This is a genomic window from Roseateles sp. (genome assembly GCF_039929605.1).
Lineage (GTDB): Bacteria > Pseudomonadota > Gammaproteobacteria > Burkholderiales > Burkholderiaceae_C > Pelomonas.
Genome location: NZ_JBDSQX010000085.1, coordinates 16,529 through 28,475, shown reverse-complemented (window position 1 = coordinate 28,475; position 11,947 = coordinate 16,529). Strand labels below are relative to the sequence as shown.

Annotated in this window: 11 protein-coding genes; 5 read left to right on the top strand and 6 right to left on the bottom strand. The window is 68.3% G+C overall.

Translation table 11 applies throughout. The features are described from left to right. The 3 genes from ABIS05_RS11890 to ABIS05_RS11880 form a co-directional block, all read right to left on the bottom strand. A partial coding sequence (locus ABIS05_RS11890) for a glutathione S-transferase (protein ID WP_348010091.1) occupies positions 1-371 on the bottom strand: 371 nt, incomplete at its 3' end. A 271-nt stretch (positions 372-642) separates the two neighbouring features. Further along, positions 643-2,040: a peptide MFS transporter gene (locus tag ABIS05_RS11885; RefSeq protein ID WP_348010090.1), complete on the bottom strand. Its 1,398-nt coding sequence runs from the start codon at positions 2,038-2,040 to the stop codon at positions 643-645. 88 nt (positions 2,041-2,128) lie between these two features. Continuing rightward, positions 2,129-3,046 (bottom strand): ion transporter, encoded by a 918-nt coding sequence (locus tag ABIS05_RS11880; RefSeq protein ID WP_348010089.1) that lies wholly within the window; start codon positions 3,044-3,046, stop codon positions 2,129-2,131. A gap of 48 nt (positions 3,047-3,094) precedes the next feature. On the opposite strand from ABIS05_RS11880, the gene ABIS05_RS11875 reads away from it, so the two are divergent. Further along, positions 3,095-4,132: an NAD-dependent epimerase/dehydratase family protein gene (locus tag ABIS05_RS11875; protein ID WP_348010088.1), complete on the top strand. Its 1,038-nt coding sequence runs from the start codon at positions 3,095-3,097 to the stop codon at positions 4,130-4,132. A gap of 11 nt (positions 4,133-4,143) precedes the next feature. Here ABIS05_RS11875 and ABIS05_RS11870 read toward each other — a convergent pair whose 3' ends face one another. Together ABIS05_RS11870 and ABIS05_RS11865 are read right to left on the bottom strand one after the other, a co-directional pair. Beyond that, positions 4,144-4,566, bottom strand: coding sequence for a hypothetical protein (locus ABIS05_RS11870; protein ID WP_348010087.1), 423 nt, complete (start codon positions 4,564-4,566; stop codon positions 4,144-4,146). Positions 4,567-4,594: 28 nt separating this feature from the next. Continuing rightward, positions 4,595-6,838: a helicase-related protein gene (locus ABIS05_RS11865; protein WP_348010086.1), complete on the bottom strand. Its 2,244-nt coding sequence runs from the start codon at positions 6,836-6,838 to the stop codon at positions 4,595-4,597. A 48-nt stretch (positions 6,839-6,886) separates the two neighbouring features. On the opposite strand from ABIS05_RS11865, the gene ABIS05_RS11860 reads away from it, so the two are divergent. The 3 genes from ABIS05_RS11860 to ABIS05_RS11850 all read left to right on the top strand — a co-directional run bounded on the left by ABIS05_RS11860 (position 6,887) and on the right by ABIS05_RS11850 (position 8,335). Continuing rightward, positions 6,887-7,192 carry a nucleotidyltransferase domain-containing protein gene (locus ABIS05_RS11860; RefSeq protein ID WP_348063262.1) on the top strand — a complete coding sequence of 102 codons (306 nt, stop codon included), beginning with the start codon at positions 6,887-6,889 and terminating at the stop codon, positions 7,190-7,192. After that, the gene (locus tag ABIS05_RS11855) at positions 7,182-7,484 is read left to right on the top strand and encodes a HepT-like ribonuclease domain-containing protein (RefSeq protein ID WP_348010084.1); all 303 of its coding nucleotides are present in this window, start codon (positions 7,182-7,184) and stop codon (positions 7,482-7,484) included. The genes ABIS05_RS11860 and ABIS05_RS11855 overlap by 11 nt, the downstream gene beginning before the upstream one ends. Positions 7,485-7,639: 155 nt before the next feature. Then, positions 7,640-8,335, top strand: coding sequence for a hypothetical protein (locus ABIS05_RS11850; protein WP_348010083.1), 696 nt, complete (start codon positions 7,640-7,642; stop codon positions 8,333-8,335). 391 nt (positions 8,336-8,726) lie between these two features. Here the strand turns inward: ABIS05_RS11850 and ABIS05_RS11845 are convergent, their stop codons facing one another. Beyond that, positions 8,727-11,474, bottom strand: a complete 2,748-nt coding sequence (locus ABIS05_RS11845; RefSeq protein WP_348010082.1) for a polysaccharide deacetylase family protein — start codon at positions 11,472-11,474, stop codon at positions 8,727-8,729. 133 nt (positions 11,475-11,607) lie between these two features. On the opposite strand from ABIS05_RS11845, the gene ABIS05_RS11840 reads away from it, so the two are divergent. Beyond that, positions 11,608-11,934 carry a metalloregulator ArsR/SmtB family transcription factor gene (locus ABIS05_RS11840; RefSeq protein ID WP_348010081.1) on the top strand — a complete coding sequence of 109 codons (327 nt, stop codon included), beginning with the start codon at positions 11,608-11,610 and terminating at the stop codon, positions 11,932-11,934. Positions 11,935-11,947 lie beyond the last annotated feature (13 nt).

Here is an 11,947-nt window from a genome sequence, read left to right as displayed (position 1 = left end):
AAGGGCATGGGCGCGCGCTTGACCTTGTTGAACACCAGCTTCATCACCAGCGGCGGCATGGCCGAGCCTTCGGCAAAGTGCATGAAGTAGCGGTAGTTCAGCAGGTCCTGCTCGGCCGTGGGCTTGAGGCGGCCACCGCCGTAGCGCTCCACCAGGTACTCCAGGATGGCGCCGCTCTCGGCCACCGTCAGCGCGCCGTCGGTGATGACCGGGCTCTTGCCTAACGGGTGAATCTTGCGCAGCTCCGGCGGCGCCAGCGAGGTCTTGGCGTCGCGCTGGTAGTGCTTGATCTCGTAGGGCAGGCCCAGCTCTTCGAGCAGCCACAGCACGCGCTGCGAACGAGAGTTGTTGAGGTGGTGGACGGTGATCATCGGCAGAGTGTAGGGAGGCGCACGGGCCGCGCCGCAGCAATCTCAGCCGAAGTGACGGACGGCGCCGGGCCGCCCCAAGCCGGCCGGCAGGCGATGTGCTTGCGGCTCAACGCCGCAAGCATCGCCGTCCCCTCGGGGGCTGAGGCCGGACACGATGAGTCCTGCGGACTCGTCGTGCCTGCCGAAGAGCAGCCGCTCTGTCGGCTGAGCGGTCTGCAAGACCGGCCAGGGCTGCCCGCGTTCAGCGGTGCAGGCGTGGACGAGGGGCAGCTCATTCAGGCGCCAGCAGCCGCCCAAACACCAGCTTCACCACCAGCAAGCCCACGCCAGCTGCCGCCACCAGCACCGCATGCAGGCCCCAGAACTGCGAGCCTGGCAGCGTCTCCAGCAGGCCGGCCAGCCAGCCGACAAAGCTGTTGCCGAAGAACAGGTGCAGGTAGTAGACGCCGATCATCACGCCCTGCAGGCCGCGCGGCGCGGCGCGCGAGTACAGCGCCAGGCCCACGGGCATGATGTTGGCGAAGCCGATGTCGTTGACCAGCGTGTACGCAAACGTCCAGAGGATGCTTATCTTGCCGCCGCCGGCCTCGATGGCGAAGGCCGGGATCAGCAGCAGCAGCGGCGCGCCGGCGGCCACGAAGGAGCCAAAGGCGATCTTGGTGATCTCGTCGGGCTCCGTGCGCCGCGTGGCCCACCAGCGCCAGAAGGCCAGCGAGGCCAGCATCGTCGCCGTGCTGACCAGGGCATCGACGGCCTGCAGCCAGGTCACCGGCACCTCGAAGCTACCGATGAACATGTCCATGTGCTGCTGCGACCACAGCGGGTAGGCATTGTTGAACTGCTGGTTGCCGACGATGGACAGCATCAGCAGCGGCAGGATGGCCACCAGCAGCAGCACCTGCATCAGCCCGCGCCGCCCCAACGGGGGGCGGGCCTCGGCCTTGGCCGCGCCACGGGCCGGCTCGGGCGGCAGCCAGCGCCTACCGGCCAGGTAGACGAACAGGCCGATCAGCATGCCCACGCCGGCCGCGCCAAAGCCCCAGTGCCAGCCGACCTTTTCGCCCAGCGTGCCGCAGACCAGCGGGGCCGCGATGACGGCGACCTGCACGGCCAGCATGAAGATCTGGAAGGCACTGGCGCGGCGCTTGTCGCCCGGCGCGTAGAGGTCACCCACCTGCGCCGCGATGTTGCCCTTGAAGCAGCCCACGCCCAGCAGCAGGCAGGCCAGGGCGGGCAGCAGCGCGGTCTCGAGGGCCATCAGGAAGTGGCCGGTGGCCATCAGCAGCGCGCCGATGACGACGGTGCGGGTGCGGCCCAGCACGCGGTCGGCCAGCAGGCCGCCGAAGATGGGTGTCAGGTAGACGAGGCCGGCATACAGGCCGAAGACGATGGACGCCAGCTGCTGCGGCGAGCGCGGCCCGGTGAGGTTCTCTATTGCCGAGCGCAGCGCGTCCATGCCGACAACATGGCCGATGTTCTGCGGCAGGAAGAGGTAGTTGCTGAGGTAGAGCACCAGCAGCACCTGCATGCCGTAGTAGCTGAAGCGCTCCCACAGTTCGCAGAAGGACAGCCAGCCGAGGCCGCTGGGGTGGCCGAAGAAGGCGTGGTCATGGCGGGCACGCGCGTCGCTCGTGGCGTCGGCGCTCGCGGTCAGGTTGGCGGAGGTCAAGTCAGGGTTTCCGAAATTTGGCAGAAGCCGCGACTGTCCGTGCGCGGCTGCCGCCTGGCAATGCGCAGTCGCCCGGGCATGACGAAGGTTATGCGGGAGGCCGCTGTTCGGCGGGCGCGCGGGCCACGTCCTCGTCGTGGTGCCAGCGCGGCAGCCGTGCGCCGCAGTCGCGGCAGAAGCGCGCGCTCGGCAGATGCCCCTCGCTCAGGCACTCGTGGCAGGTGCGGGTGGTGGGCGCGCGGCCTATCCGCTGCGCGGTGAACTCCGCGCTGACGATGCCGGTGGGCACGGCCAGCGTGCCCCAGCCCAACAGCATCATGGCCGACGCGATCACGCGGCCCAGGTCGGTGTGCGGCGTGATGTCGCCAAAGCCCACCGTCGTCATCGTCGTGATGGCCCAGTACACGCCCACCGGAATGCTGGTGTAGCCGTGGGCCGGCCCTTCGACGACATACATCAGCGTGCCCATGATCATCACCACCATCATCACGAACACCATGAAGACGAGGATCTTGCGTCGCGAGGCCGCCAACGCCCGGCCCAGCTGGCCGAACTCGGCCACATAGGCGCCCAGCTTGAGGATGCGGAACAGCCGCAGCAGGCGCAGCACCCGCACATCGATCAGCGCGTGCAGGCCGGGCACCAAGATCGCGAGATAGGTGGGCAGGATGGCCAGCAGGTCGATGACGCCGAACACGCTGCGGGCGTAGCGCAGCGGGCGGCGCACGCAGGCCAGCCGTGCCAGGTATTCGGCCGTGAAGAGCAGCGTGAAGGTCCACTCCAGCGCCCTCAGCAAGCCGCTGTAGTGCTCGTGCACGCTGGCCATGCTGTCGAGCACCACCACGGTGACGCTGGCCACGATCAGCGCCACCAGCGCCAGGTCGAAGGCACGGCCGGCGCGCGTGTCCGCCTCGAAGATGATGGTGTACATCCGCAGCCGCCAACCCGCCGGGGCTCCTCCGTGAAGGGGCGTGGCGGCGGTCTGTTCGGGTGGCGTGTCCTGCATGGCGCGATGCTATTTCAACGCCGGCGCCGCTCTCGCCACAATCCGCGCATGACCGCTCCCGCCCGCATCCTCGTCACCGGTGGCAGCGGCTATATCGCCGGCGTGCTGATCCGCCAGCTGCTGGCCGCCGGCTGGCAGGTCAACACCACCGTGCGCGACCTGAGGCGCGAGCCGGCGCTGCGCCAGTCGCTGGGCGCGGATCAAGGCGATGCCCGCGAGCGGCTGCGCTGCTTTGCCGCCGACCTGATGCTGGATGCCGGCTGGGCCGAGGCGGCGGCCGGCAGCAGCCACATGGCCCACCTCGCGTCGCCGCTGCCGGTGGGGGTGCCGCGCGATGCGAACGAGCTGATCGTGCCGGCCCGCGACGGCGCGCTGCGGGCGCTGAAGGCGGCGCGTGACGCAGGTGTGCAGCGCGTCGTCATGACCTCCTCCGTCGCCGCCATCTCCTACGGCCACGGCCCCGGCGAGCACCGCTTCACCGAGCGCGACTGGACGCGGTTGGAGACGCCCGGCATCCCGCCCTACGTGCAGTCCAAGACAGTGGCCGAACGCGCCGCGCGCGACTGGGTGGCGCGCGAAGGGGGCGGGCTGGCGTTCTGTACGGTGAATCCCTCCGTCGTGCTCGGCCCGGTGGCCAGCGCCGACTACTCGGCCAGCGTCGTCCTCGTGCGGAGCCTGCTGCAAGGGCGCGTGCCCGCCCTGCCCCGCATCGGCTTCGGCGTCGTCGACGTGCGCGACGTGGCCGAGCTGCACTGGTGCGCTTTGACGTCGCCACAAAGCATGGCCGGCGAGCGCTTCATTGCGTGTGGCGGCTTCCTGTGGCTGCGCGAGATCGCGGCGGTGCTGCGTGAGGAATTGGGCGAGCAGGCCAGCAAGGTGCCGACGCGGCAACTGCCCGACTGGGCGGTGCGGCTGCTGGCCAAGGTCAGCCCGACGGTGCGCGCTGCAGCGAGCGAGCTGGGCACGGTACGGCACCAGGATTCAAGCCATGCGCGAGAGGTGCTGGGCTGGGTGCCGAGGCCGCCGCGCGAGGCGATCGTGGCGACGGCGCGAGACTTGCTGGCGTTGGGCGTCGTGCAGCGCTGAGCGCGGGCTATTCAGCGCGAAAGCAGTGGGTGGAACGCCCGCTGGATGAACGCACCCAACAGCGCCGATAGCACGCTGGGCAGCAGCAGCACCCCCGCTACGACGGCGGTGTTGCCGCCGTACTCGGACATGGGCTCACCAGTGAGTAGCGTGTACAGCGCCAGCCAGGGCAGGAACACGCCCAGGCCGCAGACAGCCGGTACCGACCAGAGCGACTCCCTGCGGATTCGGCGTAGCAGGCACAGACCGGGCAGAACGAAGAAGAACAAGGTCAGGTAGGCGGGCAGCACGAGCATCAAAAAACTCGAGAGCCAGTTGCCACGCCCTTCGACGATGCCTACGACGACGGCCAATGCTGCACTGATCGTCAGAGGAGCAAGGCCCACCAACATGGTCAGGCGCCGCTCGGCGACCGTCCATTCAGTGCCGTTCATTCGCGCGCTTCATCGGCACAGTCGAGGCCTACCGCCGCGCGCGCGTCTGCCACAACGGCTTCTTCCCCTTCAAATGCCGCTCGATCCCGTCGTTCAACCGCCCACGCAGGTCGACGACCGCCTCCAGATGCCCGAACACTTCGGGGAAGCGCAGGTCCAGCCACAGCCACAGCGTGCATTGGCGCAGCGCCTGCTCCATGCGGTCCAGGCGGCTGTGTTCGTCTACGTCGTCCAGGAACCAGGGCGTGCCGGCCTTTCCGGTGCGGGCGTGGCTGGCGGCCCAGTTCTGGAATTGCTCGACGACCTGCGGCAGCCGGTCGTCCACCGGCGCCTGCGCGTAGCGGAAGCGCTCCTGCAGCGGCAGCGACCCGGCGTTGCGGTCCAGCATCTCGGCCAGGCCCAGCATCTGCTCCAGCTCGGCCACTTCGAAGTGAGCGTCGTCCAGGCGCAGCTGCTGCATGAAGACGGTCAGCACCTGGTGCAGGCTGCTCACGCCCAGGCGCCGGGAGATGGTGTCCACATGGCGCCAGTTGGGCGCCACCGGGCACTTGAAGTCGCGCGGCGCGCGCGGCTCCTTGGGCAGCAGGTCGCGCAGCGTCTTCATCGCGTCGGCCTCGGCCTCCTTCAGCACGCTGACGAAGCCCTCGTCGTGCATGCCGTAGCGGCCCGCGCGCCCGGCGATCTGGTGCACCTCGCCGACGCTCAGCTCGCGGTCTTCGACGCCGTCGAACTTGGTCAGCGTGGAGAACAGCACGCGGCGGATGGGCAGGTTCAAGCCCATGCCGATGGCGTCCGTCGCCACCAGCACCTGGCTCGCGCCCACCGCAAAGCGCTCGGCCTCGCGGCGGCGCACCTCGGGCGGCAGCGCGCCGTAGATGACGCTGACGACGTGGCCGTTCTGCGCGATCTGGTCGCGCAGCATCAGCACGTCGCGGCGGCTGAAGGCCACCACGGCGTCGCCCGAATGCAGCTGCGTCATCGGCACCGGCGCGGGCATCAGCTGCACCTGCTGCTTGCGCTCAAAGACGCGGCGCTCGGGCTTCTCGCCGCACAGCAGCAGCAGCCGCTCGATGGCGGGCGCCGCGTAGGCCGAGGCAATGATGATGAGCTCACGCGCCGGCACGCCGACGATGGCTTGCGTCCAGGCCCAGCCGCGTGAGTCGTCGAAGATCATCTGCGCTTCGTCGATGACGGCCACGTCGATGGTGTCGCGCGTGTTGACCATCTCGATGGTGCTGCTCACCACGCGCGAGTTGTTGGCCGGCACGTTCTCTTCGCCGGTCAGCAGCGAGCAGGGCACGCCCCGGCCCACGAGGCGGTCGCGCCCCTCCAGTGCCAGCAGCCGCAGCGGCGCGAGGTAGGCGCCGTCCAGCGCCTGCGCCAGCCGCTCGAAGGCGGAGTACGTCTTGCCGCTGTTGGGCGGGCCGAGGTAGAGCGTGACCTTGCGGCCCAGCTTGCGCGCCGCGTCGAAGCTGTCCGGGTAACCCTGGAAGGCCAGTTCACGGCCCAGGCTGGCCAGCGTGTCCTGCTCCTCGACCGTCTGCTCCCAGCGGTCCTGGGCGCGGTTCAGCGCGGCCTTCAGGTCGGCAAAGGGCATGGGCACGCCGCACTCGGCCTGCAGGCGCGGCAGCAGCGACGCCAGCTGGCTGGCGTGGCCCATGGCCTCGCTGCGGTCGATGAGGTGGTTCAGGTGAAGGGTCAGCTCCGCCGTGTACGAGTACTCAGGCGCCGGGCCGAGGTTGTGCCGCAGCGCGGTCGCATCGCCATCGCGGAAGAACGCCCACACCGGGCCTTCCGGCACCGGCACGCGGTGCGACAGGTCGATGCGCCAGCCCTCGTGCGCCAGCGTGATCGGGTGCACGCACAACCGCGTGAACACCAGGCCCTCGCGGCGCAGCCCCAGGCTTTCGAGCTGCTGAACGCGCTGCTGCAACTGCGGGCGCAGCGTGTTGGTCTGCGGCGTGGCTTCCAGCTGCGCCACCGCCACGGCGATGTGCGCCGGCAGGATCCAGCGGCTCGGCCGCCCGCCACCCGCAGCGCGCGAGATCTGGATGCAACCCATGCGGTCCAGCAAGTCGTCGCTGCCGTCGTCCAGGTCGTCGGGCGTCAGCACCTGAGGCAGCGCATGCGCCGCCTGGCGGATGCGTGCCCAGTCTTCTGGCGCCAGCCCGGCGGGGAAGCGCGCGGCGTGGCTGGGTTGCGGGAGGGGGAAGGCCGGCGCAGGCGGCTTTGCCGGCTTGATGGCCGGAGATGAGGGGACTTCTGGATTCACGGCCGGAAGTGGAACACAGCTCCCATGGTGCCTGCCTACACTCGCGGCATGCACCTCAGCATCGCCCAGGCCCGTGACGCGCTTGCCGCACTCTGCCGCCGCCATCACATCGCGCGGCTGGAGGTTTTCGGCTCGGCGGCGCGCGGCGATGATTTCAAGCCGCAGAGCGACGCCGACCTGCTAGTGGCCTTCGAGCCCGGGTTTCGCGTAGGCCTGGATGAGTGGGATGCGGCGAGGCGCGACTTCGAGGCCCTGCTCGGCCGTCATGTCGACCTCGTGGAAGCGGGCGCGGTGCGCAATCCTTTTGTGCTGCGCCAGATCGACCGAGAGCGCGAGTTGCTTTATGCGGCGTGATCCACGCGCCTTCCTGTGGGATGCCTTGAGCGCGGCCGAGGCGATCCAGTCGTTCGTCCATGGCCAGGATGCCGAGCACTACGCGGCCGATGAGCTGCTGCACTCCGCCGTCGAGCGCGAGTTCGAGATCATCGGTGAGGCTCTGGGCCAGTTGGCCAAGCTGGACGAGGGGCTGGCGGCGCAGGTTCCCCGCCTCGCGCAGATCGTCGCCTTCCGCAACGTGTTGATCCATGGCTATGCAGTCGTCAACCATGACGACCGTCTGGAATGTGGTGCAGGACGCCCTTCCTGAACTGATCGCTACGCTGAGGCGATTACTTGAGGACTTGGGCAGCGCGTGAACTCGCTTGCAACGCTAGTGGTGATGTTGGGGTTCGCTGACATACCCATTGACCTACGAACCTGGTCGCTGCGTTAGTACCGAGTCAAAACGTGGAAGATGCAGCCATGAGTCTCTTGCCAAATCCCAGCGACGCGCCTGAAATGGAGGGCGGCGATAGCCTACCGTCGCTTGATCAGCAGGATGATCCAGGGCAGCGCGCTAAACGCCTCGAGTGGATGGAGAAGCAGGCGGCCGACAACATCAAAGCAAGGTTTGCAACCGCTGAAATTGTCTCCAAAGAAGCCCAAGTTACGCTGACGGTTCTGCTTGCAGGGGTCGCGGGAGCAGGCGCTTCCGCTGCGCCTCTTTTCTCGCAGTTGAGCAATGGAGAGCAAGTGACGCCGCTGCCGTTGGCATTTGCCGCTGCATGCATCTACCTAACCTGGCTTGCCGTTTGGCTAGTAGCCGTGGGAATGCGATTTGCGAGCTTCCCCGCAGCGTTTCAAGATCCCAAGAACCTACTTTGCGATGAGGCAGAGCAGCGCCCCTGGAACAAACTTCGGGAAGAGGAGTTGCGGGCTGTCCAAATCCGAATCCAAGACGCTGCAAAGATAAACCGCGAACGCAGCAGTCGACTCAATCACATTCGTCTTGCCGCATGTCTGACGCCTGCGTTTACCGTGGCAGCTTTTGTTGTGGTGCTGCAGGTTTTGCCGCCACCGGTGAAACAGCGCCCTAGTACCCTCGCAATAGATTGCACAGTGGCTCTGCCTTCCGTCGCATCGAGTGCTTCAATGAGGCTCAGCTGCGTCAGCAAATAGGCGTCACTTTTTCTGCTTTTTGCCTACCCGAGCCTGGGCGGCCTTCTTAGCCGGCGCTTTGGTGCGAGAAGACCCAGCGGAAACAAAGGTTCCTGTTGACGAGTCGCGACGTACCCTGATGTCTGGCGTGGGTTGCCTCGCAGGGCGAACAGGTGGTTTCTTGTTGTCCTCGGACATGTCCGAAATCAACCTCTGCTTGGACGACGAGGATCGTTACGAACGTCTGGCTCGGGCTGCCTTGGTGCGGGTGCAGGAGCGGGCGTTGGTGACGTAGCCATTCTCGAAACTCTTTAGTAGTTGGGCCGACAGCAGTATCAGCCGGATTGATGTCCTAGACCGGTGCCGCTTAGACATTCGGTGCTTAAAGCTCAGCTGCAGAAGCCTTCTTCTCTCACAACGCCCTCGGCCTCGTCCCCTCCGACGGACTCGCAATCCACCCCTGCACCTCCGCCGCCCTTGCATGCCTGGGCGCCAGCTCCAGGAAAGTCTTATATGCCGCCGTCGCCTTGCCCTCGTCGCCCGCCTGCAGCCGCGCATCGCCGAGGTTGAGCCAGGCCAGCGCGCGGCTGCCGTCCATCTCGACGGCCTTCTCGAACCAGACCGCTGCGTCGGCGAACTTGCCGCGCCGGTAGAGCACGAAGCCAAGGTTGTTGGCGGCCAGCGCGAACTTGGGTTGCAGTTGCAGCGCTTCCTTGAACGCGGCCTCGGCGTCGTCGTAGCGGCGCTCGCGGTAGAGCTGCAGGCCGCGGTCGTTGGCGCGTTGGGCGGCCACGCGGGCGCCGGGGTCGACGCGGGCGGTCGTGGCGGCCAGGGCCTGGTCCTTGCCGTCGAGCCCCTTGATGGTGACCTGCACGCCGCTGGCCGCACCGGAGGGTTGCCGCCCGGCGCTGCTGGCCTCGTCGAGCTTGGCCGCGAACCGGCTGGCCTTGTCGTCAAGCTGAGCCACGGCGCCGCTGAGGCCGGGCTCCTGCGCCGTCGGCAGTTCGAAGATGAACTCGCCGCCTTCCGAGCCCGGCAGGCTGCCGAAGGCGGGCGTCTGGTGGGCGATGGCCGACACGGCGGGCGCCACGTAGGCGGCCAGTTCGGTGGCGGTGATGAGGCCGTCGCCGTTCAGGTCGGCCTTGCCGTTGAGCGCCTGCAGCAGCGTCCAAGTGAACACCGAGTGGCCGCCGGGGCCGTCGTCGGCCACCTGCTGGTCGGCGCCGCCGGCGGTCATCATCTGGCGGCCGATGCGGCGGGCGTTGGTGAGGGCAAAGTTGCTGTCCGCCGCGGCCGAGCCGCCGCGTGTCAGGCCCAGGCCGGAGTAGCAGGCGTCGATGACGAACAGCGCGTGCTTGGCCGTGATGGCCTCGGCCACTTCCTGCAGCTGCGGCATCGCGATGGCGTCGGCCTGCAGGTCGTTGAGCCCGGCGTCTACCGGCACGATGTAGCCCACCTCGCGGCCGCTGGGCAGCTTGCGCGTGCTGCCATGGCCGGCGAAGAAGACGAAGACGCGGTCGTCTCGCTTCACGCGTTTGGCGTCACCGAAGCGCTCGTTCAGCGCCTTCAGGATATTGGCGCGCGTGGCGTCGGCGTCGGTCAGCAGCGTGACGTTGTCGGCCTTGAAGCCGAAGCGCGTGACGAGTGACTCGCGCACGGCCTGCGCGTCACGCACCGCGTGCGACAGCTTGGGCCAGGCCGCGTATTGGTTGATGCCGATGACCAGCGCATGGCTCTCGCGGTAGAGCTCGCCGGCTGCCGGTGGCGGTGCCGCCGCGCGTTCGTTGGAGACGACGAACTGCCCGCCCTTCCAGCTCGCAAAGCGCCAGCCCTCGGCGGCGAGCTGGTCCAGCACCAGCGGCAGCGCCTGCACGGTGCGGGCGTGGATGTCGTGGAAGAGCACGATGCCGCGCTGCTGCTTGTCCAGCTCGGCCATCACGCGCGCGGCGATGCTCTTGGGGATGGGGTCGCTCCAGTCCAGCGAGTCGACGTTCCACATCATCGAGCGCAGCTTCAGCGCTTCAATCGTGGTCAGCGCGCCGTCGTTGCGCGCGCCGTAGGGGAAGCGAAACAACGCGTCGCCGCTGCGCCCGGCGGCATCCAGCAGCGCCTCCGTGTTGGCGGCCTCTTCCTTCACCTTCACCAGTTCGAACTTGCTCATCAAGCCGTGCGTGAAGCTGTGGTTTGCCAGCTGGTGGCCCGCAGCCAGCACGCGCTTGGCGACGTCGCTGCCCTTGCCGGGCTGCACCTGGCCGGCGGCATCCACCTTGCCGAGGTTCTGGCCGAGCTCGAAGAACACGGCCGGCGCCTGGTAGCGCTTGAGGATCTCCAGGATCTCGTCGGTGTAGCGCGCGTGCGGGCCGTCGTCGAAGGTCAGCAGCACGGTCTTGGGCGGCAGCTTGTCGCCGAAGACCTCGCGCTCCTTGGCGGCCACGCCGCGCATGGCGCCTGACGCAGCCGAGGCGGGCGGCTCGGGCAACATGTCCTGCGCGGCGGGGAGCTGCGCGCCGTGCTGCTTCAGCACGGCCTCGCGCGTGTGCAGGGCGCGCAGCTTGGCGACGTAGTCGGCCCAACGCTCGCGCTTCAGCTCGATGCCTCGCTTCGCAAAGCCGCCGAAAACGTCCTTGAGTTCCAGCTCGTAGGCCTTCTCCACCTCGGCCAGCGTGTCCAGGTCGTCCTGCGCGCGGCGCGCCAGCTTGATGGCGTCCAGCGTCTGCGCGTTCTTCAGGCCGGTGGCGAGCTGACCCAGCACCTCCTTGAAGGCGAGGCGGTCGGCGTCGAACCAGCCCGGCTCGCTCTCGATGCGCGTCAGCAGCGCCGCCGTCGCCTCCAGCGATTCCGGCTTGAGCGCCGCGTCGGCCAGCCGCTGCTGGCGCTGCAGCAGCTCGTGGAAGAGCTGCTGGCCCAGCGCCTGCACCTCGCGGCGCTGGGTGGGTGGCAGCGCGGCCTCGCCGTCCATCAGCACGACGATCTGGCGGTGCAGGGCCAGCAGGCCGTCGGCCTCGGTGCGCAGTTGCGTCGTGGCACTCGCGTCCTGCACGGCGGAGGCGGCAGGCAGCGCGGCGGGCACGTCGCTCAGGCGTTTGCAGCCGGGCAGCGCCAAGGCTGCGGTCAGCAGCAGGGCGAAGGGGAGGGAACGCGGGGCAGCAGGGAGGCGCATCGGCAGGAGGTGTCTGTTCAGCGGCGCGATTGTGCGGCTGCCGCAACTGGCCGAAGCCTTGCGCGCCAGCCTTCAGAACATCCGGCCCCAGAGGTGGCTTGCGCCTGCTCAATGGTTCGAGTATTCTGGAACTATGGATGAACAAGACGTCATCAAAGCCCTCGCCGCGCTGGCCCAACCGGTGCGGCTCAAGGTGTTCCGCGCCCTCGTCGTCACCGGCGAGGCGGGCCTGACGCCCGGCACCATGGCCGAGGGTCTGGGCATGCCGGCCAACACGCTGTCCTTCCACCTGAAGGAGCTGGTGAACGCCGGGCTGGTGACGCAGGAGCGCGCCAGCCGCAACCTCATCTACCGCGCGGCCTACCCGCGCATGAACGCGGTGCTGGGCTATCTCACCGAAAACTGCTGCCAGGGCGCCGCGTGCGCCGTGCCGGCTTCTTCCACCACCTCTTGCTGCTGAACCGAGGAGTTCC